The organism is Prevotella sp. DNF00663, from assembly GCF_001553265.1.
Lineage (GTDB): Bacteria > Bacteroidota > Bacteroidia > Bacteroidales > Bacteroidaceae > Prevotella.
The window spans coordinates 19,525-46,361 of the sequence record NZ_KQ960629.1; the positions used below are offsets into that span (position 1 = coordinate 19,525).

A 26,837-nucleotide genomic window follows, 5' to 3' on the forward strand; every position below is an offset into this window, starting at 1 on the left:
TTCTAATATTTAAATTTACATATATTTAAAGTTTTCTCTTGCATTTATTTTTATTTTATCGTATTTTAGTAGCCAATTAATCATAAGCTTATGACCATGTACACAAGAAGAGATTTTCTTAAAAAAGCAGTTCTTGCTACAGTCGGTTCCACATTGATTTTGGAAAAGGCTCATGCCTTTGAGAAGTTGGCACGTCCTTTTACAGGCAAGCCAAAAAATTCTTCAAAAATTTCCAATGCTACTATTAAGCAAACTATGGAGAGTTGGGGAATCGTCACCGTTTCTGTTTGTAACATGCGACAAGCTGATGATTACGATTCCGGGCAAGTTTCCCAAGCGCTCTTAGGAATGCCTGTCAAAATACTAGGTGAAAGCCACGAATGGACCAAGATACAGACTCCGGAAGATTATATTGGCTGGACATTAACACGAACGGTTACACATGTCAGCGCTGAACAGCATGCAGAATGGAATGCTTCAGAACAAGTAGTTGTAACAAGTATCTACAGTATGGTCTATTCTGAACCAAAATTAAGTTCTCAAACCATGAGCGATGTAGTAGCCGGAAATCGATTCAAACTATTAAACAGCACCAAATATTTCTTCCACATAGCTTATCCCGATGGTCGAAAGGGATATTTGAAGAAGACCGACGGAGATCTATTGAGTCATTGGCGCAAGCATTTGAAGTACGATGCACAAAGTATCATTGCTACGGGGAAAAGCCTGATGGGGTTACCATATATGTGGGGTGGAACGAGTACCAAGGGCGTTGACTGTAGCGGTTTTGTACGTACCACTCTCTTTATGCACGACATTATTATTCCACGTGATGCCTCCCAACAGGCTTACAAAGGAGAACATATTGACATTACCTCTGATTTTGGCAATTTAAAACCGGGCGACTTGGTTTTCTTCGGTTCCAGAAATGCAGAGACCAACAAGCCTCGCGTCTCTCATGTGGGTATATATATAGGTAATAAGAAATTCATCCATTCATTAGGATTTGTTCATATCAGCAGTTTCAATCCCGATGATGAAGAATACGATGAATACGACTTGAACCGACTATTATGGGCGGAACGCATCTTACCTTATATTAATAAGGAAGAAGGAATGATGACCACCAATCACAATACTTATTATCAATAAATATTGATTACGATGAGTAGCAGACGAGATTTTATTAAAAAGGCCACATTGGCTACACTAGGTACAGCCATCTCTACAGGCAAGATAGATGCCATCAAGCATGTAACGATTCCTGCCATCAATATCAATCGCGCAGGAAAATCAGGGAAACTCAAAATGAGATTCTTCCCTTACGATCTCAAGCTACGCCATGTATTCACCGTAGCTACCTACTCTCGCACCATGACTCCCGATGTTCAAGTGGAAATTGAATATGAGGGAGTGACGGGATATGGTGAGGCTTCTATGCCCCAATACTTAGGACAGACCGTACACAGTGTGACGACATTCCTACAAAAGGTGGATTTGAGCCGCTTCAACGATCCTTTCCAACTTGAAGATATACTTACCTATGTAGACAGTTTGTCACCGGGTGATACGGCAGCCAAAGCCGCAGTAGACATCGCCTTGCACGACTTAGTGGGCAAACTTCTTGGTGCACCATGGTATAAGATATGGGGACTGAACAAGCAGAAAGCTCCTTCAACCACCTTTACTATCGGTATAGACACTCCCGAAGTGGTCAGACAAAAAACCAAAGAATGTGCTGATAAGTTCAATATATTAAAGGTGAAACTTGGCAGAGACAACGATAAAGAACTCATTCAGACCATTAGAAGCGTCACCAATCTACCTATTGCCGTCGATGTAAACCAAGGATGGAAAGACCGCCAAATGGCTCTCGACATGATTCTTTGGCTCAAAGAGCAAGGCATCGTGATGGTAGAGCAACCCATGCCCAAAGAGATGAAAAACGACATTGCATGGGTTACAGATCAAAGTCCGCTGCCTATTTTTGCCGACGAAGCCATCCAGCGACTGAAAGATATTGAGAATGTGCGAGGAGCCTACTCCGGTATCAATATCAAACTCATGAAATGCACCGGCATGCGCGAGGCTTGGAAAATGCTGAACTATGCTCGTTCCATTGGCATGAAAGTAATGGTGGGCTGTATGACAGAGACTTCTTGTGCAGTCAGTGCGGCCGCCCAATTGGCACCCGCAGTCGACTTCGCCGACCTAGACGGAAACCTTCTCATCTCTAACGACCGTTTCAAAGGAATGGAAGTCGTAAAAGGAAAGATTACACTACCCGACCGTCCCGGTATTGGCATTGTGAAAATATAACCTAAAAAGAAATATCATGTGTGCTCCACGTCTTATCTTACTATCCTTTCTTGCCGTTTGTTCGTTGACAGCAAGCGCTTACTCATGGGAAGAAGATTTGCATCATCGCCTGTTAGTCGATTTCAATAAAAGTCGAGACGAGGTCAAAGCCTACATCCAACGATTTATTCCTGATGTGACAGACAAGCAGATGGATATATGGGAAGCATCTCATGCACTGGAGAGTATGGTCATAGATGGCAAGAAACGGTATTTCCATAACGCCGCTCCCAACCTTTTCAGAATTGATAAAGATTGCATCCGTATCAAAACAGAAAAGGAAGGCTTGTCGCAAGAAGGCTATGAAGAGAAGGACAAAGACAATGTACCATTTATCATTCAAAATGCTGACAAAGTCTCTCATTTGGCAGAACCAAAGCGCATCAAGGTAACTTATACCTTGACCGTAAAGCCAAATGCCGTACCCGCAGGAGAACTTATCAGATGTTGGTTGCCATTTCCGAGAACCGATATAGCCCGACAAACCAACGTAAAACTGTTGAGTACAAGTGAGATACTATATCAACGTTCACCACAGAATCATGCTCACTCTACTCTCTACATGGAGAAACGAGCCAAAGCCGATGAACCTACAATCTTCTCAGAAACTTTCGAATACACCACTTATGGCTATTGGGCAGGCCTAAGCCCTGACCAAATCAAGCCATACAATACCCATAGTAAGCTTTATAAACAATACACCTCGGAGCGTGACAAGCACATGATTTTCACCCCGATGTTACGTCATTTGGCCGATAGTCTGACGCGTGGAGAAAGCAATCCGCTGTTGAAAGCCCGTCGAATATTCGCTTATATAGATACCAACTATCCGTGGGCATCGGCTAGAGAATACTCTACGATTGAGAATATCCCTGAATATGTGGTTCTCAACAAGCATGGCGACTGCGGACAAGTCACATTATTGTTCGCCACCCTATGCCGTATTTGCGGTATTCCCTCGCACTTCCAAAGTGGCTTCATGCTACATCCCGACAATGAAAATCTACACGATTGGTGTGAAATCTATTTCGAAGGAATCGGCTGGGTGCCTGTAGATATATCGTTCGGCATACCCTCTTATGCCCAAAACGAACGCGAGAAATGGTTCTTCTTAGGTGGTCTCGACTCATGGCGCATGGTAGTCAACCTAGATTTTGGCATGTCATTATACCCTACCAAGACTTATCCGCGAAGTGAAACCGTAGACTTTCAACGTGGCGAAGTGGAATGGCGTGGTGGCAATCTATATTTCGACAAGTGGTCGTGGAATCTGGAACGTCAAGACCTCTAATAAGTTTGACTATCTCAAAAGGGCATATCTCCCTACTCCACGAATACGATAAACATGAAAACAAGAACAATTTTATTATAACTTTAATACATCGCTTATGAAAAAACAAATCACACTTATTAGTGCACTCCTCCTCTATGGTGGCACTATGGGGAACTTGGCATCTACGTATGCAGCCAATCCTCCTCAGTTTGTAAGCAAAAGTGAGACGACAGAAATCGTCAAAGGTACAGTAGTCGACAGCCAAGGCGAGCCTATCATTGGCGCCAGTGTTGCCGAACAGGGAACGACACGAGGAACCGTTACCGACTTGAATGGTAACTTCTCATTCAAAGCCGGTACCAACGCCAAGCTCACAATCTCGTTCCTAGGCTACAAGACCGTTACAGTAAAAGCTTCCAACGGGATGAAGATCAAGCTTACCGAAGACAACGCTTTGCTCGATGAAGTCGTAGTAGTAGGCTACGGTCAGCAGAAGAAAGTAAACCTGACGGGTGCCGTTGCCAACGTCGATCTCGACAAGACATTGGGCAGTCGCCCCGAACAAGACGTAACAAAAGCACTTCAAGGGTCCGTTCCCGGCTTGAGCATCCTAAACTCTAGTGGCGATTTGGACGGCACTCCATCTATCACAATTCGTGGTTTGGGTACGCTTTCTAATGGTCAGAAGTCCTCACCTCTGATTGTTGTAGACGGTGTTCCGGTCGACGACCTCTCCATGATCAATGGCAATGACATCGCTTCTATCTCTGTTTTAAAAGACGCCGCATCCTCTGCTATCTATGGTAGCCGCGCTGCTTTCGGTGTCATCCTTATTACAACCAAGCAGGGAAAACGAGGCGATAAGGTTTCTGTGAAGTACGATGGAAAGTTCGGTTGGGACAGTTCTACCTACCTTCCCGATTATCCCGATGTTCCTACCCAGTTGAATGCAGCCATCGCAGCCAAGGCAAGAGCAGGCTCAGGATCTGTAGAATTGTTCGGTATGTACTTCGACAAGCTACTCCCTTATGCCGAAAAATGGAAAGCACAACACAGTGGTCGTAAGGGATACAGTGCTATGGAGCCATGGCAGAGTGACAGTAACGTAGGCGATTATGCCTTTGTCAACGGGCAACCGATGTACTATGCCGACTACGATATTCAAAAAATATGGTACAACAACGCCGCACCATCACAGAGTCACAACATCTCTTTGAGTGGTTCCAGCGGTCGTACCAACTTCTACGCATCATACGGCTACAGCAGTAAACAAGATGTCATGAAGTTCAATCCGGGTATCAGATATAAGTATAATGCCACTGTTAATATCAACACAGATATCACCGACTGGCTGAGCGCAGGCGTCAGAGTGAACTATACTCACCGCAAGATGGGGCGCGCCGATACCTACAATAACATCTATCAGTACCTATGGCGTTGGGGCTCTTTCTTCATTCCGTCGGGCTATATGCAGTCTGAAGATGGCACTATCAACGATTATCGTGTCGTAGCTCTGCAGAAACAGGCTGCTCGACAGTATATTTTCCACGACCAAATGAGCCTCAATGCGTATATCAAAGCCAACATTACGAAAGACTTGACACTGAATGCTGACTACACATATAATGTAGAAAACTTCAACTTCAAGTCGAGCGACCATAGCGTATATGGCATGAACTGGTCGGGAACAAGTCCCACATACATCGTTCAGCCAACCGCTTCAAGCGCTACCCGTTGGAATACCAAGAAGACACGTTGGGCTGCCAACGCTTACTTGAACTACACCCACTCTTGGAACGACGCCCATAATCTGAACGTCATGGTCGGTATCAATGGCGAAAACTATAAATCAGACTACTTCTATGTAAATCGCACACAGCTCTATGATGAGAACTATCCCGAAATCAATTTGGCTTATGGCGATTTAAAGAAAGCCACCCTAGACTCTTCGACAGGCGATCGTGCCTCTGCCGGTTACTTCGGTCGTATCAACTACGACTACAAGGGTATCTATCTACTCGAACTGAACGGACGTTACGATGGCTCTTCCCGTTTCCCCAACGGAGACAAGTGGGCTTTCTTCCCATCCATTTCTGCCGGTTATAGATTTACCGAAGAGCCCTACTGGCAAGACCTTCATAAATACATCTCAAGTGGTAAGTTGCGTTTCTCTTACGGTGAGATAGGTAACGAGGCTGTAGGAGACTGGATGTTCATCTCTACGATGAGTCCTTACTCAGAGTCTAAAATTACATGGTTGAACAGCGCTGGTACCAAAGTCACCCAGTTTGCTATCCCCTCTTGGGTATCCTCTACCTTGACGTGGGAGCGCATCCATACACTCGATGCCGGAATCGACTTAAGCTTCCTCAATGGCGATTTGAACTTAACAGCCGATTGGTTCCAGCGTTCTACCACCAACATGCTAGCTCCCGGTACAGCCCTTCCGGCCAGTGTAGGTGCTGCTGCTCCTTACACCAATGCAGGCGAATTACGCTCACGCGGTTGGGAACTCTCGCTCAGTTATCGCAAGCAACTCAATAAAGACTTAGGCGTATATGCCAACTTCAGCATCAGTGATTCTAAGGTAAAGGTGCAGAAGTGGAACAACAACTCTAAGGTTATTGGCTACACCGGTGGCATCGTAGGCGACAACAATGCTAAAACCTACGCTTACGCAGGTGAAAATTGGGGCGATATTTGGGGCTTCGAAACCGAACGTTACTTTACCGAAAACGACTTCGACGGCAAAAATGCCGATGGTAGTTGGAAGTATAAGAGTGGCGTAGCTAGCCAAGTTGGTATCCAGACCGATAACTTCGTATATGGTCCCGGTGATATTAAATTCAAAGATTTGAATGGTGATGGCGTCATCGACGGTGGTAAAGGTACAGCCGATGATCACGGAGATTTGAAAGTAATCGGTAACACTCTACCTCGCTACGAATATAGCTTTCACCTCGGTGGCAACTATAAAGGCTTCGACCTCGACCTCTTCTTCCAAGGAGTTGGTAAGCGCGACATGTGGACAAAGTCTGCATTTGCATTCCCGGAGATGCGTGCTGCCGACCTTGCCATTTATGCTAACCAAACGAAGTACAACGTCTACGACCCTACAGGTAAGAACACCAATATCAGCGAGAGCAACGATTTCCCATGTCTCTATCCGGGTAACGAAGGTTCAGGCAATGTTTCCGGACTTGCACCCATCGGTGGTGAACACAACTATTATCCTCAGACCAAGTACTTAGTTAACATGGCTTACCTCCGCTTGAAGAACATCACATTGGGCTATACCATGCCTGCTTCTCTCAGTAAGAAGTTCTACATCCAGAAACTTCGCGTCTATGGAAGCGTAGACAACCTCTGTCTGCTCTACAAAGGTAGCGGCAATCTGCCTGTCGACCCCGAAATGAACGAAGGCCAAGGTTCACTCTCATACGGCACATGGGGACGTACTTATCCTATCACTCGCACATGGTCGGTAGGTCTGCAAGTTACATTCTAAACCTAATAGAAACACTTTAAGATATTACGATTATGAAAAAATCAATCCTATATATCATGGCTTTGGCCGGTTGTATGCTGACTAGCTGCAACGACTTTTTGGAAAAGTCACCTCGTGACACGTTCACCAACGACCCAAGCTTTTGGAATAACGCCAACGACGTAGCCAGCTATAGCAATAAGTTCTACGACAACTACACCGGCTATAGTTCCGGTGGCGGTGCCGGATGGTTCTATTTCAAGACCCTATCCGACGACCAAGTGAATGCCAATTTCTCCGATTGGACCTTCAAGACCATCCCTTCTACAGCCAGTGATTGGTCAGGCGGATTCACAGAGATACGCCGTATCAACTACATGTTGCAAGGTTTGGAAAACTCAACCCTTGCCAATCGTACTTACTATAAAGCTGTAGGCCGTCTCAACAGAGCATGGCAATACTACCAAATGGTACGCGAATACGGTAACGTACAGTGGCAGAACGAAGTAATTCTGAACCCGGAAGACCCTACCATCTATGGTTCTCGCACCGATAGAGACGTCGTCATGGACTCTGTACTCAACGATCTGAACTACGCCATTGCCAACCTTGGAACCACCAAGGATAAGACTGCATGGAGCAAAAACATGGCACTAGCCATGAAGAGTGATATCTGTCTCTACGAAGGCACGTTCTGTAAATACCGCACACAAACCGATAATGGCAAGGCTCCCGATGCTGCCCGTGCCAAGAAATACCTGCAAGAGAGTGCCGATGCTTCCGATGCCATCATCGCTTCGGGTACCTATAAGTTGACCGACAAGTATGGTGAAATCTATAATAGTCTTGACTTGAACAACTGCAGTGAAATCATTTTCTTCCGCAACTACGAGAAAGATATGGTCATGCACGGAACCATCGACTACACTTGTAGCTCTACCACCATCAGCGGTATCACGAAAGACGCCTTCGATGCATTCCTCTTTACCGATGGAAAGCCATTGGCTACCACTTCTCGCAATAAAGACGACAAGGCCATTATCAACAAGAATGGCAACTTCTCTATCAGCAAACTGCTCGCAGAACGCGACGGTCGACTCAGCGTTTTGCTCGATTCCATCATCTGTTTTAAAGGACATGGATGGGCACGCTTGAACAACGAGGGCAAACCTTCGGGTTCGGCAGAGATGACTTCATCGACAGGTTACACCATCCGAAAGTATGATAACCTCACATTAGAGACCTACTACCGCACCAACACCAACACCGGTTATACCGATGCTCCGCTCTATTGGTACGCCGTAGTGCTGCTCAATAATGCCGAAGCAAAGGCCGAATTAGGCACCATTACCAATGCCGACCTCGACAAGACCATCAACTTGCTACAGAAGCGTGCCGGACTCCCCGCCATGACAACAACCGTTGCTGCCGACCCAGCCAATAATATGGGTGTCAGCGACCTACTTTGGGAGATTCGTCGCTGCCGTCGTTGCGAATTGATGACCGACAACTGGTACCGCTATTGGGACTTGGTACGTTGGCATCAGCTTGACAAACTCGACTCCAACAAGTATCCTAACATCAATCGTGGTGCCAACCTCACCAACATGATCGACAATGCCGTGAAGGTAGACGAGAACCACTACATGATTGGAACCTCTGCTACGCGTACATTCAACAACAAGTATTACCTCTATCCTATCCCCAACAGCCAGCTTACTTTGAGCCCTTCCACCGGACAGAATCCTAACTGGTAAGACTCAATACTATCATAACCGTGCCCGACTGAACCGATGGTCAGGCACGGTTTTTATTTTTATACGACACAACAGTAACAACACATACATGAAAAAAACTTTTTGTCTGATAGTGCTTCTCATAGGATTCTTCCTTTCTATGCAGGCACAGCAAATCAAACATTTCCGCTTTGCCCAAATCACCGATCTCCATCTGAATCCTAACAGCCCACAACCTACAGAAGACCTGTTACGCTCTGTAGCTGCCATCAACGCTACCGACAGCCTCGACTTTGTACTCGTCACCGGCGACCTGACCGATAATGGCGACCGCATCTCACTACAAAAGGCTAAAAGTTGTCTGGATTTGCTACGCTATAAGTATTACACCATCATGGGCAACCACGAGACCAAGTGGAGCGAATCGGGCTGTACAGCCTTCACCGACATCTTCGGTAGCGAACGATTCTCATTCATCCATGGGGGCATTCTCTTCCTCGGTTTCAACTCCGGGCCACTCATCCGCATGGCATTAGGCCATGTTCCACCCCAAGATATAGCTTGGGCCAAACACGAGATAGAGACACAGAGCCAGCGACTAGGCAATCCTCGGCTGCCCGTAATGCTGGTCACCCACTATCCCATATTGCCGGGAGACGTAGACAATTGGTACGAAGTGACCGATGCTCTACGCCCTTATAACGTTCGCCTTTTCATCGGCGGACATTACCATCGCAACAAAATGTTCGATTACGACGGTCTTCCCGGAATACTCACTCGCAGCAACTTGCGCGACAAGCAAGGCACCACGGGCTATAGCATCTTCACGATTACTCCCGATTCCATCACCTCTTACGTACAAAACTCCGACGGTTCACGTCGTCCGATGGTTGCCTTATCCTTGCATACCAACTACTTCGACCACCAAGGCCATGCCAAACAATACCCCGACTATAGTGTCAACAAGCAATACTCCAAGGTAAAGGCACAATGGCGACTAGCCACCAGTACGGCCATCCTCTCATCGGCTGCCATACTCAACGACCACCTCTTCGTGGGCGATGACGCCGGAAATCTCACGGCCTATCGACTGAAAGACGGCCGGCAACTGTGGCAACAATCGCTGAAAGCACGCATTGTGGGTACACCTGCTGCCACAGATGGCATTGTAGTATGTGGTTCAGCCGATAAAAATATCTATGGATTTGATGCCAAGAGTGGTAAAAACTTATGGACGGTTCATACCGATGCTCCGGTCTTAGGAGCCATCAACATCACCCACCACACGGTATATGTAGGTGGCAGCAACGGCATATTCCGAGCTATCGACCTCTATTCGGGTCAACAGAAATGGCAGTACGAGGGTGTCAAAGGGTATATTGAGACTTTGCCACTCGTAACAGATAGTTCCATCATCTTCGGTGCGTGGGACAATACCCTTTATTGTCTGAACACGACAAACGGAACCGAACGTTGGCGCTGGACTAATGGCGAACAGCGCATGCACTTCTCGCCTGCTGCTGTATGGCCGGTATCTTCCAACGGTCGCGTATTCATCGTAGACCCTCGTAGAGTACTGACTGCTATCGATCTTACCACAGGTAAAACGCTTTGGAGTACCAAGCAATCGATGGTTCGCGAAAGTATTGGCCTCTCAGCCGATGGCCTGCGCATCTACGCCAAGACTATGAACGACAGCATCGTCTGCTATAGTGCCACATCAGACATCCCCCGACAACTGTGGGCTACCAATGCCCGATTCGGCTACGAGCACGCCACAACCATGCTACCCGAATACGATGGCACGGTATTCAGCACCACCAAAGAGGGGTTGGTGATTGCACTCGATGGCAAGACCGGCCGTATCAAATGGCAACACAAAGTGGGTAACTCGCTGGTTAACACCGTTGTACCCATCGATAAACACCATCTTGTCACCACATCTACCGATGGTTGCATCTACCTCTTAAAACATTGACCGTGCTGCCAAGCCTTTTCAGCATTGCTGCATGGGCTTGACAGCATTGCTGTTCGGCTCATGCAGCAGCCCCAAATAGCCCCTTTTGAAATTTAAGATTTTTGAGATAAACAGCCATAAAGAACAATTATACGAAAAGACTAATAACATTATGTTTGCTTGGCTTGCTATGTATACTTGGCAATGCGCAAACCACGGGGACTACGTATGTTCCTCCATTGAAAACAGAATTAGAGAAAGAGAACTTCCTAAAACAATTAGTGAAAGACAAGAAAATGCTTATTGGGCGACCAGCTTCCGTGGCTTATGAGACTCTTAAACAAGGTGGATTCCCCATAAAACACATGTCAACCTCTACAGTTGGCCCATGGAGTCAACCAGATGGAATAGAATATATGACCGGCGTAATATTCTTTGATAAGACAGTAAAAGAAATAGGAGCAACGAATACTGCATTTTTAGTGACTATAAAACTAGGATTATGGGTAAACGATGTTGACTTTTGGAAAAGTCTTCCGGACGAGAATTGGATGGAATATATATAGGAGCAAACAAAAACAACATCATACAAGACATTGATTATGAGAAGGTAAAAGATTTCTAAAGCTAAACAGGCATGGTGTATCACATAGAACGCTGGATACACCATGCCTGTAGTCTTTTTAAAAGGAAATAAAATAGCAAAACCGACTCCTATAAGTATGGAGTCTAATGCTTCTTTAATTCTGTCGCAACGAGTTCTGCCAACTTTTTAGCTCCCCGCTCGTTAGGGTGAACACCATCTTGAATGACCAAATGACCGTAGGGAGAAAAGCCCGTATGCAAGTCGATAACCTTGCATTTATTCTTCTTTGCCACCTTCCGAATAGTTGGAATGATAGAGTTGACCAGCACAGAATCGCTCATATTCCACGTGGGCTTGAAGATGGGAATGGGCGTACACAGATAGATTGTAGGGTGAGTGGGCAAGGCTTTAAGGGTATCGACCATAGCTTGCAAATCGCTGGCAAAGTCTTGACCATACTGCCAATTCTCCGGTTTGGTATCATTAGTACCCAACTTCAGTACCACTACATTCGGCTGGAATTCCCTTGCATCTCTCCATAACGGTTCATTTACGTACGGCAGATTACCTTTGCGAAGCAGCGTTCGGGCTAATATACCGAAATTACCAACATGATATTGGCTACCCAACAGCTGTTGCAACACAGATGGATAACTCGTATGAGAGGCCATACTCAAGGCCATTCCTTCCGTAATAGAGTTTCCGATACAAGCCACACGAATTGCATCGGGACGCGGAGACTTAAGATGATGGAGCCAAGAAGTGAGGTCGTTCAGCATTTGGTCGTGATAACCAAAACTCGACCAAAACCCGAATCCATGACTACCACCGGGATAAACATAGAGCGAACAGTCGTTCCCCTCACGCCGCATGGCCGAATAATAGGCTATACCATTATAGATCGGATTCACCGCATCATCGTCATTGGCTAGCAGAATAATGGCTGGTGGCGTGCTATGCACGCGTACACGAGTCTCCATGGAATACAATTCTTGCATGGCAGCATCGTCTTTTAACGAGCCAAGCAACTGTTCTCTGGAAGAGACATGAGTGCCACGCTTCATCGTAATAACTGGATAAAAGAGAATAGAAAAGTTGGGACGGTCGGCATAACTCAACAAACAAGAAGCCATGGCAGCCAAGTGACCACCGGCAGAAAAGCCCATAATGCCCACATCGGCAGGATTGATACGCCACGTAGACGCACTATCACGCACCGTACGGAGAGCCTGTCGGACATCGGTTAGAGGCACATTGCAGTCGCCATGTGGCATATTGTATTCCAAAACGAAGTAGGCTATGCCTTGATGATTGAAGTAATCAGCCCAGTCGTGTCCCTCATGATCGGTGGCAAGTATCGTATATCCGCCACCCGGACAGTCTACAACGGCACGCCCGGTAGCTACAGAGGCGTCGGGGAGATAAGCCGTCAACACGCTGTTACGACCTGTTGCAAGTTTTAATTGGAGAGTTGCCGTCTTGCCCCACCCTGTCACCGAGGATAGCAAACAGACGAAAAGTAGTAATAAGTTTCTCATATAAAAGTAATTAGTTCTATGTTTTATCTAGTCAATTTCATACGTCTCCAAATGAAATTGGGTATCAATCGCCAGAAGAAAGTGAGAACAGCATAGCGCCAATCTATCACTACAATATGGCGACGAGCCAATATGTTGCGGACTATAGCACGTGCCACTCGCTCCTTATCCATCAACATGGGATAACGACCGCCCGATAACAAGGGGGTATCTACGAATCCCGGACGAATGTCGGTAAATGTAATCGGTAATCGACGGCTATGAGCCAACTGCTCCAAAGCTTGAATATAGGTGGCTTGATAGGCTTTGGTGGCGCTATAAGAGGGAGCCGGACCTAGTCCTTTAGTACCAGCAATAGACGAAACAATAGCTATATGCCCATATCTCTGATGCTCCATGAGATGGAACATGGTATCAATCAAACGTGTAAAACCGCTGACATTGGTATCGACCGTGGCTGTCTCTATAGACTGTTCAAGCATAGGATTCTGCTTTCCTACACCCGATACATGAACATAAAGGTCTATCCCACCCATCTCTTCGACCAAGCGAGTCAACAAGATTGGCGCATCCATCGTCGTAACATCTATCTGCGAGATAGTAACCTGTGCAGGATACTTCGCTTGAATATCGTGTAAAGCATCCAAACGTCGTGCAGCAATGCCGATATGCCAACCGGCTTGACAAAGAAGTAGGGCTACTTCGCGCCCTATTCCCGACGAAGCTCCCATGATAACAGCCTTTTTCATGAAGTACAAAGTTAATTCTTTTTGATTAAAATATAGTTCTTTAGCAAATAAAATAAAAATAAACACGTATCTTTGCATCATATCATCTCTGAAACCAAAAGCTATATATGAAGGATTTTTTCAAAAACGTACTTGCCACAATTGTAGGCCTTTTTATCTTCGGATTTATTACAGTGTTCTTCTGTTTCATCGGTGCTATCGGTATGATAACAGCCAATAGCTCTACCAAGAAGATAGAATCAAACTCAGTACTGTTGCTGAAACTCGACGGAAACATGTCTGAACAAGACGAAACAACATTGAGTGACCAACTCTATGGAAATACGGGGGTCAGTTTCAAAACTTATATAGAAGCTATCAACGAGGCTGCCCATAATGATAATATCAGCTGTATCTATTTGGAATCAGGCAACTTGACTGCCGATATAGCACAAAGGCAAGAGTTACGCGATGCGCTTTTGGAATTCAAAAAGAGTGGAAAGAAAGTAATAGCCTACGGTGAGAACTATTCACTATTGAACTATTATTTGGCCACAGCTGCCGACAAGGTATACATGAATCCTATTGGTTCGATTACTTGGAAAGGTATAGGTGGTGAGATGGTATATGTGAAAGACTTGCTAGCTAAAGTGGGTGTAAGGGTCGTTCCATTCAGAATGGGCAAATACAAGAGTGCCGTGGAGATGTTCACTGAGGACAAAATGTCCGATCCAAATCGCGAACAGACAGAACGATATATCCATGGATGGTGGGACACAGTATTAAATGCAGTATCCGGCAGTCGTAAAATATCGAAGGATTCTCTTAACGCTTACGCCGACAGACTGATTGGTATGGAGGAGACTTCAAAGATGGTTGGCTACAAAATGGTCGATGGACTGTACTATAACGACCAAATCAAGGATGTCGTAAAGAAAGCTATCGGTATAGATAAAGACGAGGAACTGAATCTCATCACACCATCAGAGTTGGTAGCACAGAAAAGTGAAAGTGCCGAAAAGCATATCGCTGTGTACTATGCATACGGAAATATAGTAAACAACAAGATGCCACAAAGTATGTTTGGTGAAAATCATGAGATTGTAGCTAAAGATGTTTGCCGCGATTTACAGGATTTAGCTGACGATGATGATATAAAAGCTGTAGTTATAAGAATCAACTCCGGAGGTGGAGATGCATACGCATCGGAACAACTATGGCATCAAGTAGCCGAGTTACGCAAGAAGAAACCGGTGGTAATCTCGATGAGTGGTGCAGCCGCATCGGGTGGATATTACATGAGTTGTCCGGCCAATTGGATTGTTGCCGATCCCACAACGATTACCGGTAGCATCGGTATTTTCGGACTACTTCCCGACCAATCAGAGCTGATGACCAAGAAGTTAGGCTTGAAATTCGACGAGGTGAAGACCAATCGTAACTCCATATTTGGGGCTAGTGGTCACTTCTTGACCGGTGAACAGTTCAATATCATGCAAACAGCCATTGAGAACGGATACAAACTGTTCAAGAAACGGGTGGCTGAAGGCAGGAAGTTGTCTATGGAACAAGTGGAGAACATAGCTCAAGGTCATGTTTATCTAGGCGCAGATGCTATCAAAATAGGTCTCGTAGACGAACTTGGAGGCTTGAATAAGGCCATAGCTAAGGCTGCCGAACTGGCAAAGTTGAAGAACTACGGTACCGCTAGTTATCCTGAAGCCAAAAGCTGGTTGGATAACATTATGGCTATACCGGATAACAGCAGTTTCCTTGACAAACAATTGGAAACTACATTTGGCGAATACTACACGACTTTCAAACTTATCAAAGATATGCAACATAGGGACAGATTGCAAGCTGCCATGCCTTACATATTAAGAATACAATAACGCAATGAGAACAGAAGGAGATCTGATAAAAATCAATGAATGGCTATTACCATTAAGTTGGCTCTATGGCATAGGGGGCAGATTCAGAAACTGTCTCTTTGAAATGGGTGTGCTCAAAAGTAAAGCTTTTGATATACCTGTTATCTCTGTAGGAAATATTACAGTGGGTGGTTCGGGTAAAACTCCACACGTGGAATACCTGATTCGACTACTTGAAGATAAGGTTAAAGTCGCAGTGCTGTCACGAGGATACAAGCGCAAATCACGAGGATACCTGCTTGCCGATGAAAATACGGCTATGGAGCAAATTGGCGACGAACCTTTCCAAATGAAAAAGAAATATCCTAATATTTATATTGCGGTAGATGGGAAGCGCTGTAGAGGCATTGATAGGCTCACAACAGATGCAGCTACCAACGATACCGACGTCATTGTGCTAGACGATGCATTCCAGCATCGCTATGTAAAACCCGGCATCAACATTCTTTTAGTCGACTATCATCGCATTATTATTTACGATAAACTGCTACCGGCAGGAAGACTTCGTGAACCACATTCCGGAAAAAATCGTGCTGATATCGTTATTATCACCAAATGTCCAAAGGATTTGAACCCGATGGAATTTCGTGTATTGACCAAGGCAATGGACTTATATCCTTATCAGAGTCTTTTCTTCTCCACCATAGAATATGCAGACCCAAAGGCTGTATTCATTGACAAGGAAATTGAAAAAGAAGACTTGAAGAATTATAACACGCTACTCTTGACCGGCATTGCCTCTCCACAGCAAATGGAACAAGACCTTACGGCCAGCGTCAAAACGCTCACACCGATGAGTTTTCCGGATCATCACCGCTTCACAGCACGCGATATTGAAGAGATAGAAAGAACATTCATGGCCCTACCAGAGCCTCGCATCATCCTCACAACAGAGAAAGATGCCGCCCGACTGAGCATCTTAGATGGATTCAGCGAACCTGTACGGAGTCATATCTATGCACTTCCCATCCAAATAAAATTCATGCTCGACGACGAAGAGCAATTCAATAAAAAAATCATTGACTATGTACGAAAGAATTCAAGAAACAGCATTCTGGTTAAAGGAAAGGATGACAACAAGTCCAAAAACGGCAATCATACTCGGAACAGGACTCGGACTATTAGCTTCAGAGATAACTGATAGTTATGAATTTCCATACAGTGAAATTCCTAATTTCCCCGTTTCTACGGTCGAAGGACATGCAGGTAAGCTGATATTTGGTAAACTTGGAGGTAAAGACATCATGGCGATGGAGGGACGATTCCATTACTATGAGGGTTATGACATGAAGGAAGTAACGTTTCCAGAGCGCGTCATGTACGAGCTGGGAATTAAAACTCTCTTCGTAAGCAACGCTTCCGGAGGTATGAATCCCGACTTTAAAATCGGTGATTTGATGATTATCGACGACCATATCAACTTCTTCCCGGAGCATCCACTACGCGGAAAGAACTTCCCGACAGGTCCTCGTTTCCCCGATATGCACGAACCATACGACAAGAACCTTATTGCTTTGGCCGACAAAATCGCAGAAGAAAAGGGCATCAGAGTGATGCATGGTGTGTACATGGGAGTACAAGGTCCGACCTTCGAGACCCCCGCTGAATACAGAATGTACCATCGTATGGGAGCCGACGCTGTAGGTATGAGCACCGTACCAGAGGTTATCGTGGCTCACCACTGTGGCATCCGCACATTCGGAATCAGCATCATCACTGATCTAGGATTGGAAGGTCAGGCTGTAGAAGTTTCTCACGAAGAAGTGCAGGAAGCTGCTAATCGTGCTCAACCATTGATGACCGAGATTATGCGCGAGATGATTAAAAGAACAGAATAAGACGATATTAATATATGGAAATATCTGAATTGGGAGAGTTCGGACTCATCGAACGACTCACAAAAGACATCCAAATCAAGAACGAATCGACAAAGTATGGTGTGGGAGACGACTGCACCGTACTTCATTATCCTGACAAAGAGGTGCTCGTAACAAGCGATATGCTGATGGAAGGGGTACATTTCGACCTCACATATATCGACCTTCAACACCTCGGATATAAGTCGGCAATGGTGAATATCAGCGATATTTTCGCCATGAATGGTACACCAAGGCAGATGATTGTCAACATAGCGCTCAGCAAACGCTTCAAAGTTGAGGATATGGAAGCCTTTTATAGTGGACTACGTATGGCTTGCGACAAGTGGAATATCGACATTGTAGGTGGCGATACGACCTCGTCTTATACCGGACTGGCTATCAGTATCACGTGTATCGGTGAAGCAGCAAAAGAGGATATTGTGTACCGTAATGGAGCCAAGGATACCGACCTCGTATGTGTAACGGGCGACCTCGGAGCCGCATATATGGGTTTACAGTTGCTCGAACGCGAGAAATCGGTCTATTACCAACAAGTAGAAGAAGCTCAAAAGAAGAACGACCAGCATGCACTGGAACAACTTCGTAACTTCCAACCCGACTTTGCCGGCAAGGAATACCTGCTCCAACGCCAACTGGAACCGGAAGCTCGTGGAGATATGATACAAAAATTACGCGAGGCAAATATCCATCCTACAGCCATGATGGACATCTCCGATGGACTCAGCAGTGAGCTCCTACACATCTGTAAGCAGAGCCATTGTGGATGCCGCATATACGAAAAGAACATCCCTATCGACTATCAAACAGCCGTCATGGCAGAAGAATTCAACCTGAATGTTACCACCTGTGCTCTCAATGGTGGCGAAGACTACGAGCTACTCTTCACAGTTCCCATTGGCGACCATGCCAAAATAGAAAACATTGAAGGCGTGCGGCTCATCGGACACATCACAAAAGAAGAACTTGGTAAGCAGCTCATCAGTAGAGATGGAAACGAGTTTGAACTTTTAGCACAAGGTTGGAATCCAATGGCTAAGTCCGGTAAATAACCTTATATAGTTAATTTTTATTAACCACCAAGGGAAACTATCGCGGTCATTCGATATTTACAGCTTTTATATATACCTTTGCAACACCTTTTAAATGACTATGGTGCCATAGCTCAGTTGGTAGAGCAAAGGACTGAAAATCCTTGTGTCCCCGGTTCGATTCCTGGTGGCACCACTTCTAGCAAATTCTTTTTAAGAATGCGTAATAGGTAAACTTATAATCAGTGTCATCACTCTTAAAGAGTTGATGACACTTTTCTTTTCACCCTATCCTCACTCATATCCACAACAAACACACAATTCAGCTACATTCTATAAACTAACTAGCAACAAAAAAGTGTATCAGAACATCTGACACACTTTTCATATCGTGTTTGTAGAGGATATACCTTACTTCACTTTATCAACGATAGCCTTGAATGCTTCAGGGTTGTTGACAGCGAGATCGGCAAGAACCTTACGGTTAATCTCGATACCGGCCTTGTGTAGAGCACCCATCAATGTAGAGTAGCTCATATCCTGTAAGCGAGCAGCTGCGTTGATACGCTGAATCCACAATGAGCGGAAGTTGCGCTTTTTATTACGACGATCGCGATAAGCATAGGTAAGACCTTTTTCCCATGTATTCTTTGCTACCGTCCAAACATTCTTTCTAGCTCCATAGTAACCTTTTGTGAGCTTCAGAATTTTAGTTCTCTTTGCTTTAGAAGCAACGTGATTTACTGACCTTGGCATAGTTTTCTGCTAATTTAAAAAGTTCGACTAAAAAGTAATAATTAACGGAGACACAGCAAGTCACGAACCTGCTTCAAGTTTGTTCCATCCACCAATGTCTGATGAACAAGATTTCTCTTTTGCTTCTTTGTCTTCTTAGTCAGAATGTGACTGTGGTAAGCATGATGTCTCTTAATCTTACCTGTACCAGTGAAAGAGAATCTCTTCTTTGCACCGGAGTTTGTCTTAACTTTTGGCATTTTTTTGTTGTTTAATTGTTATTTATATAGAGTGGCAACGCATATACCCGGCGTTACGCACTTTTTCTCTTTCTATGAGAGATTTACTCTCCCTTGAGTTTGCTCAGCACATCCTCGCCATTCTTAGCATTGGCGAACAATCCGTTCTTCTCTGCCAGTGCAGCCTGCTCTTCCTTAGCGGCAGCCTTAGCTTCTGCTTCACGCTTTTCGCGATCCATCTTCTGCTGACTTTTCTTTACAACAGCGGCTTTCTTCGGAGCAAGATAGAGGAACATCTTCTTCCCCTCTAACTTAGGCATCTGTTCTACTTTACCATACTCTTCCAAGTCATTGGCAAAACGTAGCAACAACACCTCACCTTGTTCTTTGAACAAAATAGAACGGCCACGGAAGAAAACATACGCACGCACCTTGTTACCTTCATTGAGAAACTCCTGAGCGTGTTTCAGTTTAAACTGGTAGTCGTGCTCATCTGTCTGCGGTCCGAAGCGAATTTCTTTCACTTCTACCTTCACCTGCTTCTGCTTCATCTCCTTTTGATGCTTCTTTTGCTGGTAAAGGAACTTCGAATAGTCAATGATACGACAAACCGGTGGCTGGGCATTTGGTGAGATTTCAACAAGATCTACCCCTTGTTGACGAGCCATATCCAACGCCTTTCGTGTAGGAATCACCTCTGATCCGCTTTCACCTACGATGCGGACTTCACGTACGCGTATCTGTTCATTTACGCGATACTGGTTTTTCATTTTGTCATTCTTCATTCAACTATTTTATGTGACAGTTTTTGCTAAACGGCTGCAAAGTTACGAGTTTTCACTTGACTAGCAAAATTTTTCCACGCTTATTTTAACATCAGCAAGCCATCTATATATAATAAAGAATAGAGATGAACACTTTCATGCTTAAAAAATGTTCATCTCCACCTTAATATTTATTTATTCAATCAATCTTGTGGATGGATTTCTGTAGCCTTCAACATCTCGGCAACTTCTGCATTGATACGGTCGGCAAACGCTTCCATCGTCATGGTAGCCTGCTCGCCACCACCCTGCTTACGCATAGAAACAAGACCTTCGGCAGCTTCTTGCTCGCCCACGATGACCATATAAGGCACGCGTTTCAACTCGTTGTCACGAATCTTGCGGCCTATCTTCTCGTTACGGTCGTCAATCGTAGCACGCACACCCTGTCCGTCAAGGTATTTAGCCACCTTCTTGGCGTAATCATTATACTTTTCAGAGATAGGAAGGATAGCCACCTGATCGGGTGTCAACCACAATGGGAAATGACCAGCAGTATGCTCGATGAGCACAGCAGAGAAGCGTTCCAAACTGCCAAATGGCGCACGGTGAATCATCACAGGAGTCTTCTTGGTGTTGTCATCGTCGGTATACTCCAACTTGAAACGCTCCGGCAAATTGTAGTCTACCTGAATTGTACCCAACTGCCAGCGACGACCGATGGCATCTTTCACCATAAAGTCAAGCTTAGGACCATAGAATGCAGCCTCACCATATTCTATCTTGGCATTCAACCCTTTCTCCTCGCAAGCTTCCTTGATAGCGTTCTCGCTCTCTTCCCACACCTTGGTAGAACCGATATACTTCTCGTGGTCGTTAGGATCGCGCAGAGAAATCTGGGCTTCAAAGTTGTCAAAGTTGAATATCTTGAATACCGTCTGGATAATATCCATTACACGTAAGAACTCGCTCTTCACTTGGTCGGGACGACAGAAAATATGGGCATCGTCCTGAGTGAACGAACGTACACGTGTCAGACCGTGCAACTCGCCGCTCTTCTCATAGCGATATACGGTACCAAACTCTGCTATACGCAGCGGTAGGTCTTTGTATGAACGTGGCTTCCAAGCGAATACTTCGCAGTGGTGAGGACAGTTCATGGGTTTCAACATGTATTCCTCGTCCTCTTCCGGCGTATGGATAGGCTGGAAACTATCCTTGCCATAGTGTGCATAGTGACCTGAAGTCACATACAAATTCTTTGAACCAATATGCGGAGTAATAACCTCTTGATAGCCGAAACGCTTCTGAATCTTGCGCAACATATCCTGCAAACGCAAGCGAAGTTCCGTTCCCTTCGGCAACCAAATAGGCAAACCTTTGCCTACACGTTCCGAGAACATGAAGAGTTCCATCTCCTTTCCTATCTTACGATGGTCGCGCTTCTTGGCCTCCTCTATCATTGCCAGATACTCGTCGAGCATCTTCTTCTTCGGGAATGTGATACCATAGATACGTGTCATCTGCTCGCGCTTGGCGTCACCACGCCAAAATGCGCCGGCAACACTCGTAATCTTGATAGCCTTGATAGCCCCCGTAGACATCAAGTGCGGGCCACGACAGAGGTCGGTAAACTTACCTTGAGTATAAGTAGAGATGGTACCGTCTTTCAAGTCTAGGTCTATGTGCTCGCATTTATACTCCTGTCCATCGGCCTTGAATTCTTTCAGAGCGTCAGCCTTTGATATATCTTTGCGAACTACAGCCTCGTCTTGCTTAGCCAGTTCCTTCATCTTCGCTTCAATCTTGGGGAAATCAGACTCACTAATGACGTCGCCTTCCTTCGGCATCACGTCATAGAAGAATCCGTTTTCGATGGCAGGACCAAAACCAAATTGTATACCGGGATAGAGTTCCTGCAATGCTTCCGCCAACAAATGGGCAGAGGTATGCCAAAATGTGTGCTTGCCTTCTTCGTCCTCAAACTTATAGAGGGCAATGGTAGCGTCCTCATTGATAGGACGATTCAATTCTACTGTTTCGCCATTAACCCCGCAAGATACAACGTCACGGGCGAGAGCAGGCGAAATACTCTCTGCGATTTGATAACCGGTGACACCCTGTTCGTACTCACGTACAGTGCCATCGGGGAATGTGATTTTTACCATAACAAATTAGCATTTTCGTTTTAATCCTTGCAAAAATAGCATTTTATTTTGTAACGGAATAATTTTTATCCTTTTTTCATGTGTCCGACGGCTCACTGCAGGGGCTTTCCAGCAATGCTGCATCACCTTTTCAGTATTCTTGCATAGTCGAGGCAGCGATGTTGCCAAGCCTTTGCAGTGGGACAGTTGACAAGTTAACGAGGTGACAAGTAGACAAATTATGAGTGAGAAATGATGAGTTCAGAATGAGAAGAGAGCGACAGTAGAGACGGAAAATTTTCCGTCTCCCAAACAAACGATACTAATTATCAGCACACAAAACCATAGGAGACGGTGTACATACGACCTTTTACAAAGCCAGTACAAAGACTTCTACTCGCTCGTTTGGGCGAATACAATTCACCCAAACATTTCCAAAAGTCCTCACTACAAATCACACGCCTTTCTCCCGCATGCGTTTCAGATAAGTTTGTAAGAACTCATTTACTCCCTCTTTCGTCTCAAACTGTTCATTCCACAGACCTATCTTCTCTAACAATCCATCCGCCTTATATTCGTTATCAAATTTAAATTGCAACTCTTCGGCTGTAATTGGAACCACCAGATAGTGTACAACACTCTTGCCGGTAGGCAAATTGGTGACACAGAATTCTTCTGGTGGCATACACAATACGGCTGCCGAGAAAGTCGTATTCGGCGCCAAAGGCCGACCATCTTCATTCGACATGCTATGCCCATAGCCTATCCAACAACCATCTTGCAGCGGCATACGTGCAAAATCTTTGAGCAATCGTATCGGCCAATAGTTGTTCTCGTCTTGAAACACAGCTTCATCTTCCTCGCTAAGCATCAATTTCCAGTCGGCCGGAAGATACATCATGAGTTCCGCGCGTTCGGGCTGTCCGTCGTCTTTTTCTTCCTCCGACAAAGGCATACGATATGCACCAAGCCCCGACGTACACAACTTATAATACGGGCGATACTCGGTTGGCCGGTACACCATAATGTCTAAATGAATGTCATCAGACACTATCTCATGATAAACGAATGCATTCTCTTCCTTTTCCTCATCTGTCATATCACTTTCGTCGGCCAAGAACATTCTGTCTAGCGACCTATCCAGTGCTTCCATTTCATCTTGTTGGTAAGTGTAAGAAAGAAGGCTAGGACCTTCCACCAAGGCTCTTTTCCATAGCGCCAACACGTTTTTCACATCTTCATCCACTTCATCCATGCTAAGAACCAGCGATGGAACATGGTGCTTTTGAGTTACTATCACCATATTTTGAAAGGTTCGCACGCATTTGATATGATCCCACCGATAACGCAAGTAACGAATAACTATTCTGTCTGCACGTCCCGATAGACAATTAATCCTCTCACCATCCACGCTGATACCGTTTATACCATCAGGAAGTTTGTACGTAGCTCCTTTGTATATCTGCACATGTTTCGCGAGCACATAGACTTTAATGCCTAACCAGCAAATGAATAAGACGAGGATATGAACATAACCTTGTCCCATGGCTAGCAAACCAAAGAGGAACAATAAAAATAAATTCTGCCCTATTTTATTACAAAAATCTTCCACTATGAGTGCTAAAAGATAGTCTTTCAAGGTAGCTGGATGATTGTAACAAGCATCTCGACACTGCGTCGTGTCAATCGTTTCATCGCGCAAAAGTTTCTTAGCGTTATAATACATAGGCCAATATTTAAATTAGATTGCGCTCACAAAGATAGCATAAAACAGGTAAAAAAAAATAACAACATTACTTTTTTATATGTTTAACACCCCCTATTACACTACCAATAACAGTATAAATTGAAAAAAAAGTTCTTTTATTTTGTCATTCTGTTTAGTTCTGCTAACTTTGCATAAGTTAGGCTATAGTCGGCCATTTGCGAACAAGTTCACATGCCCCTCATTAGCACTAACTTTGCCAAAACAAAAGCTTTATACAATATTAATTAATGGAAGAAACAACAAAACTGGTAGAGACAATCACCAAGGGTATACAAGAAAAAAAAGGAGAGAACATCACTATCGTCGATTTAAAGGGTATCGACGGTGCTATAACCAAATATTTCATTATCTGCCAAGGTAATTCTCCTGCACAGATTGAGGCCATAACCGAATCCATCGGCGACATGGCACGCATCGATTTGGGCGAGAAACCCGTCAATGTGGTGGGGTTGGGAACCGACCAATGGGTTGCCATGGACTACGTAGATGTACTGGTACACGTGTTCTTACCAGAAGCTCGACAGTTCTACGATCTTGAGAATCTGTGGCAAGATGCCAAACTGACCAACATTCCTAACCTCGATTAAGACTGGCACGATATTTGATATTAGAGTTTCCATTCATCAAATCAATTCATTATGAACAATAGAACTTCGCCTAACGGCAACAACAATAACGACCCAAAGATGCCCCGATTCAACATGAATTGGCTCTATGGGCTGATTATCTTTGCCGTAGCTCTCTTCCTTCTTAGCGGAGGTGGGAACTCGATAGCTAGCAATAGCGGGGCAACACAAAAGGCAACTTATGCCAAATTCAAGGAATACGTCATCAAAGGTTACGCTAGTAACATCGTCATCAACACCGACAAGAAGACTCTAAAGATGTATGTAAAGTCAAAAAACATACGCGACGTTTTCCAAATGAGCGCTCAGCAGACAGGCGCCAAGCCCTCTGTCGACGTAGAATTTGGCTCAACCGATAAACTGGAAGAGTTCTTAACTTACGAGCAAAAGCAAGGTAAATTCGTAGATTTCAGCTACGAGAACGAGAAAAGCAATGGGCTTCTCAACATGCTCTTCAGCACCCTTGTGCCCATAGCTCTCTTCTTTGGTTTGTGGTTCTTAATCATGCGACGCATGGGCGGTGGCGGTGCTGCCGGCGGAAATGTGTTCAGCGTGGGCAAGAGCAAGGCTAAAATGTACGAAAAAGGCAATGACCTAGGCATCACATTCAAGGATGTTGCCGGACAAGCCGGAGCCAAACAAGAGGTTCAAGAGATTGTAGAATTCTTGAAAAACCCGGCTAAATACACCGAATTAGGTGGTAAAATACCTAAGGGAGCATTGCTCGTTGGACCTCCGGGAACAGGAAAGACGCTGTTGGCTAAGGCTGTTGCAGGCGAAGCCGGTGTTCCTTTCTTCTCGATGAGTGGCTCGGATTTCGTTGAAATGTTTGTGGGTGTAGGAGCCAGCAGAGTGCGCGATGTGTTCCATCAAGCTAAAGAAAAAGCTCCTTGCATCATCTTTATCGACGAAATAGATGCTGTAGGTCGTGCCCGTAGCAAGAATCCATCAATGGGTGGAAACGACGAACGCGAAAACACACTCAACGCTCTTCTGACCGAGATGGACGGATTCGGAACCAATAGCGGAGTCATTGTATTGGCCGCAACCAACCGTGCCGACATGCTCGACAAGGCTCTACTGCGTGCCGGTCGTTTCGATAGACAGATCAATGTAGACCTACCCGACTTACAAGAACGACGCGAAATATTCCAAGTTCATCTTCGTCCTATCAAGACAGATAAGACTGTTGACATCGATTTCTTGTCTCGTCAGACTCCCGGTTTTTCAGGTGCCGACATCGCAAACGTATGTAACGAGGCTGCATTGATAGCTGCCCGACACAATAATACTTATGTAGGAAAACAGGATTTCTTAGACGCTGTAGACCGTATCATTGGTGGTTTGGAGAAGAAAACCAAAGTTATGACAGCTGCAGAGAAGCGTTCCATCGCCCTACATGAGGCTGGACATGCCACCGTTTCATGGTTCTGCGAGCATGCCAATCCACTTGTTAAGGTGAGCATCGTGCCACGTGGACAGGCTTTGGGAGCCGCTTGGTATCTGCCGGAAGAGCGCCAAATCACAACCAAAGAGCAGATGCTCGATGAGATGTGTGCCTTGTTGGGTGGCCGAGCTGCCGAAGAACTCTTCACCGGACATATCTCTACGGGTGCAATGAACGATTTGGAACGGGCCACCAAAAGCTCGTATGGCATGATAGCCTATGCCGGTATGAGCGACCGATTGCCCAATATATGCTATTATAATAACCAAGAATATCAGTTCCAACGCCCTTACTCAGATACGACGGCAAAGATTATCGACGATGAAGTGCTGAAGATGATTAACGAACAATACGCTCGTGCCAAGCAGATATTGACCGAACATAAAGATGGTCATAACCAGTTGGCCGACCTACTTGTCAAGCGTGAGGTTATCTACGTGGAAGATGTGGAAGAGATTTTCGGCAAACGTCCGTGGGTAAGTCGCTCGCAGGAGATTATCAACGAGAACGAAGCGAATGCTCCAAAGCTCGAAGATATGCCCGAAGAAGTAAAGCAAGCAGAGGCTGAACACCAGCAGAAGCTAGTCGAAGAAAAAGAAAGTTAAGACT

At 45.2% G+C, this 26,837-nt stretch carries 20 protein-coding genes and 1 tRNA gene; 14 read left to right on the forward strand and 7 right to left on the reverse strand.

Annotated elements, in window-relative coordinates:
• The first annotated feature begins 96 nt into the window (after positions 1 to 96).
• From HMPREF3034_RS07250 to HMPREF3034_RS07280, 7 genes are all read left to right on the forward strand, one after another.
• Complete coding sequence (locus tag HMPREF3034_RS07250; protein ID WP_231725632.1) at positions 97 to 1,152, forward strand: C40 family peptidase; 1,056 nt, start codon at positions 97 to 99, stop codon at positions 1,150 to 1,152.
• Between the two features lie 12 nt (positions 1,153 to 1,164).
• Positions 1,165 to 2,319: a dipeptide epimerase gene (locus HMPREF3034_RS07255; protein ID WP_062434401.1), complete on the forward strand. Its 1,155-nt coding sequence runs from the start codon at positions 1,165 to 1,167 to the stop codon at positions 2,317 to 2,319.
• A gap of 16 nt (positions 2,320 to 2,335) precedes the next feature.
• On the forward strand, positions 2,336 to 3,649 hold the full coding sequence (locus HMPREF3034_RS07260) for a transglutaminase-like domain-containing protein (protein ID WP_062434404.1): 1,314 nt from the start codon (positions 2,336 to 2,338) through the stop codon (positions 3,647 to 3,649).
• Between the two features lie 97 nt (positions 3,650 to 3,746).
• Positions 3,747 to 7,139: a SusC/RagA family TonB-linked outer membrane protein gene (locus tag HMPREF3034_RS07265; protein WP_062434408.1), complete on the forward strand. Its 3,393-nt coding sequence runs from the start codon at positions 3,747 to 3,749 to the stop codon at positions 7,137 to 7,139.
• Between the two features lie 32 nt (positions 7,140 to 7,171).
• Positions 7,172 to 8,875 carry a RagB/SusD family nutrient uptake outer membrane protein gene (locus HMPREF3034_RS07270; protein ID WP_062434411.1) on the forward strand — a complete coding sequence of 568 codons (1,704 nt, stop codon included), beginning with the start codon at positions 7,172 to 7,174 and terminating at the stop codon, positions 8,873 to 8,875.
• 88 nt (positions 8,876 to 8,963) lie between these two features.
• Positions 8,964 to 10,832 (forward strand): outer membrane protein assembly factor BamB family protein, encoded by a 1,869-nt coding sequence (locus tag HMPREF3034_RS07275; RefSeq protein WP_062434414.1) that lies wholly within the window; start codon positions 8,964 to 8,966, stop codon positions 10,830 to 10,832.
• A gap of 218 nt (positions 10,833 to 11,050) precedes the next feature.
• Positions 11,051 to 11,377, forward strand: coding sequence for a hypothetical protein (locus HMPREF3034_RS07280; RefSeq protein ID WP_156431070.1), 327 nt, complete (start codon positions 11,051 to 11,053; stop codon positions 11,375 to 11,377).
• Between the two features lie 163 nt (positions 11,378 to 11,540).
• On the opposite strand, the gene axeA1 is transcribed toward HMPREF3034_RS07280, so the two are convergent.
• A complete protein-coding gene (axeA1, locus tag HMPREF3034_RS07285) occupies positions 11,541 to 12,935 on the reverse strand; it encodes an acetylxylan esterase AxeA1 (RefSeq protein ID WP_062434419.1) in 1,395 nt (464 codons plus the stop codon).
• Positions 12,936 to 12,958: 23 nt separating this feature from the next.
• Positions 12,959 to 13,684, reverse strand: coding sequence for an SDR family NAD(P)-dependent oxidoreductase (locus HMPREF3034_RS07290; protein ID WP_062434422.1), 726 nt, complete (start codon positions 13,682 to 13,684; stop codon positions 12,959 to 12,961).
• Between the two features lie 107 nt (positions 13,685 to 13,791).
• Between HMPREF3034_RS07290 and sppA the strand changes: the two genes are divergently transcribed.
• The 5 genes from sppA to HMPREF3034_RS07315 all read left to right on the forward strand — a co-directional run bounded on the left by sppA (position 13,792) and on the right by HMPREF3034_RS07315 (position 18,698).
• Positions 13,792 to 15,555, forward strand: a complete 1,764-nt coding sequence (gene sppA, locus HMPREF3034_RS07295) for a signal peptide peptidase SppA (protein ID WP_062434425.1) — start codon at positions 13,792 to 13,794, stop codon at positions 15,553 to 15,555.
• Positions 15,556 to 15,559: 4 nt separating this feature from the next.
• Complete coding sequence (lpxK, locus tag HMPREF3034_RS07300) at positions 15,560 to 16,735, forward strand: tetraacyldisaccharide 4'-kinase (protein WP_062434428.1); 1,176 nt, start codon at positions 15,560 to 15,562, stop codon at positions 16,733 to 16,735.
• On the forward strand, positions 16,620 to 17,432 hold the full coding sequence (locus tag HMPREF3034_RS07305; protein ID WP_082721729.1) for a purine-nucleoside phosphorylase: 813 nt from the start codon (positions 16,620 to 16,622) through the stop codon (positions 17,430 to 17,432). Before lpxK ends, HMPREF3034_RS07305 begins: the two co-directional genes overlap by 116 nt.
• Before the next feature lie 14 nt (positions 17,433 to 17,446).
• Positions 17,447 to 18,523 (forward strand): thiamine-phosphate kinase, encoded by a 1,077-nt coding sequence (thiL, locus tag HMPREF3034_RS07310; protein ID WP_036898935.1) that lies wholly within the window; start codon positions 17,447 to 17,449, stop codon positions 18,521 to 18,523.
• A gap of 102 nt (positions 18,524 to 18,625) precedes the next feature.
• Positions 18,626 to 18,698 (forward strand) — tRNA-Phe (locus tag HMPREF3034_RS07315).
• A 215-nt stretch (positions 18,699 to 18,913) separates the two neighbouring features.
• Here HMPREF3034_RS07315 and rplT read toward each other — a convergent pair.
• From rplT to HMPREF3034_RS07340, 5 genes are all read right to left on the reverse strand, one after another.
• Positions 18,914 to 19,258 (reverse strand): 50S ribosomal protein L20, encoded by a 345-nt coding sequence (gene rplT / locus HMPREF3034_RS07320; protein ID WP_036898932.1) that lies wholly within the window; start codon positions 19,256 to 19,258, stop codon positions 18,914 to 18,916.
• Positions 19,259 to 19,299: 41 nt separating this feature from the next.
• Positions 19,300 to 19,497: a 50S ribosomal protein L35 gene (gene rpmI, locus HMPREF3034_RS07325; RefSeq protein ID WP_036898929.1), complete on the reverse strand. Its 198-nt coding sequence runs from the start codon at positions 19,495 to 19,497 to the stop codon at positions 19,300 to 19,302.
• 83 nt (positions 19,498 to 19,580) lie between these two features.
• Positions 19,581 to 20,261 (reverse strand): translation initiation factor IF-3, encoded by a 681-nt coding sequence (gene infC, locus HMPREF3034_RS07330; protein WP_062434431.1) that lies wholly within the window; start codon positions 20,259 to 20,261, stop codon positions 19,581 to 19,583.
• A gap of 182 nt (positions 20,262 to 20,443) precedes the next feature.
• Complete coding sequence (thrS, locus tag HMPREF3034_RS07335) at positions 20,444 to 22,408, reverse strand: threonine--tRNA ligase (RefSeq protein ID WP_062434434.1); 1,965 nt, start codon at positions 22,406 to 22,408, stop codon at positions 20,444 to 20,446.
• 433 nt (positions 22,409 to 22,841) lie between these two features.
• Entirely contained in the window at positions 22,842 to 24,113 is a 1,272-nt protein-coding gene (locus tag HMPREF3034_RS07340) for a suppressor of fused domain protein (protein ID WP_062434437.1), read from the reverse strand.
• 269 nt (positions 24,114 to 24,382) lie between these two features.
• Here HMPREF3034_RS07340 and rsfS point away from each other — a divergent pair, with 269 nt between their 5' ends.
• Together rsfS and ftsH are read left to right on the forward strand one after the other, a co-directional pair.
• Positions 24,383 to 24,742 (forward strand): ribosome silencing factor, encoded by a 360-nt coding sequence (gene rsfS, locus HMPREF3034_RS07345; RefSeq protein WP_036898920.1) that lies wholly within the window; start codon positions 24,383 to 24,385, stop codon positions 24,740 to 24,742.
• A 51-nt stretch (positions 24,743 to 24,793) separates the two neighbouring features.
• Positions 24,794 to 26,833 carry an ATP-dependent zinc metalloprotease FtsH gene (ftsH, locus tag HMPREF3034_RS07350; RefSeq protein WP_036898917.1) on the forward strand — a complete coding sequence of 680 codons (2,040 nt, stop codon included), beginning with the start codon at positions 24,794 to 24,796 and terminating at the stop codon, positions 26,831 to 26,833.
• Positions 26,834 to 26,837 lie beyond the last annotated feature (4 nt).

Excerpts from the sequence above, each read along its gene's own strand:
- HMPREF3034_RS07250 (WP_231725632.1), top strand. The coding sequence starts at position 97 with ATGTACACAAGAAGAGATTTTCTTAAAAAAGCAGTTCTTGCTACAGTC.
- HMPREF3034_RS07255 (WP_062434401.1), top strand. The coding sequence starts at position 1,165 with ATGAGTAGCAGACGAGATTTTATTAAAAAGGCCACATTGGCTACACTA.
- HMPREF3034_RS07260 (WP_062434404.1), top strand. The coding sequence starts at position 2,336 with ATGTGTGCTCCACGTCTTATCTTACTATCCTTTCTTGCCGTTTGTTCG.
- HMPREF3034_RS07265 (WP_062434408.1), top strand. The coding sequence starts at position 3,747 with ATGAAAAAACAAATCACACTTATTAGTGCACTCCTCCTCTATGGTGGC.
- HMPREF3034_RS07270 (WP_062434411.1), top strand. The coding sequence starts at position 7,172 with ATGAAAAAATCAATCCTATATATCATGGCTTTGGCCGGTTGTATGCTG.
- HMPREF3034_RS07275 (WP_062434414.1), top strand. The coding sequence starts at position 8,964 with ATGAAAAAAACTTTTTGTCTGATAGTGCTTCTCATAGGATTCTTCCTT.
- axeA1 (WP_062434419.1), bottom strand. The coding sequence starts at position 12,935 with ATGAGAAACTTATTACTACTTTTCGTCTGTTTGCTATCCTCGGTGACA.
- HMPREF3034_RS07290 (WP_062434422.1), bottom strand. The coding sequence starts at position 13,684 with ATGAAAAAGGCTGTTATCATGGGAGCTTCGTCGGGAATAGGGCGCGAA.
- sppA (WP_062434425.1), top strand. The coding sequence starts at position 13,792 with ATGAAGGATTTTTTCAAAAACGTACTTGCCACAATTGTAGGCCTTTTT.
- lpxK (WP_062434428.1), top strand. The coding sequence starts at position 15,560 with ATGAGAACAGAAGGAGATCTGATAAAAATCAATGAATGGCTATTACCA.
- HMPREF3034_RS07305 (WP_082721729.1), top strand. The coding sequence starts at position 16,620 with ATGTACGAAAGAATTCAAGAAACAGCATTCTGGTTAAAGGAAAGGATG.
- thiL (WP_036898935.1), top strand. The coding sequence starts at position 17,447 with ATGGAAATATCTGAATTGGGAGAGTTCGGACTCATCGAACGACTCACA.
- rplT (WP_036898932.1), bottom strand. The coding sequence starts at position 19,258 with ATGCCAAGGTCAGTAAATCACGTTGCTTCTAAAGCAAAGAGAACTAAA.
- rpmI (WP_036898929.1), bottom strand. The coding sequence starts at position 19,497 with ATGCCAAAAGTTAAGACAAACTCCGGTGCAAAGAAGAGATTCTCTTTC.
- infC (WP_062434431.1), bottom strand. The coding sequence starts at position 20,261 with ATGAAGAATGACAAAATGAAAAACCAGTATCGCGTAAATGAACAGATA.
- thrS (WP_062434434.1), bottom strand. The coding sequence starts at position 22,408 with ATGGTAAAAATCACATTCCCCGATGGCACTGTACGTGAGTACGAACAG.
- HMPREF3034_RS07340 (WP_062434437.1), bottom strand. The coding sequence starts at position 24,113 with ATGTATTATAACGCTAAGAAACTTTTGCGCGATGAAACGATTGACACG.
- rsfS (WP_036898920.1), top strand. The coding sequence starts at position 24,383 with ATGGAAGAAACAACAAAACTGGTAGAGACAATCACCAAGGGTATACAA.
- ftsH (WP_036898917.1), top strand. The coding sequence starts at position 24,794 with ATGAACAATAGAACTTCGCCTAACGGCAACAACAATAACGACCCAAAG.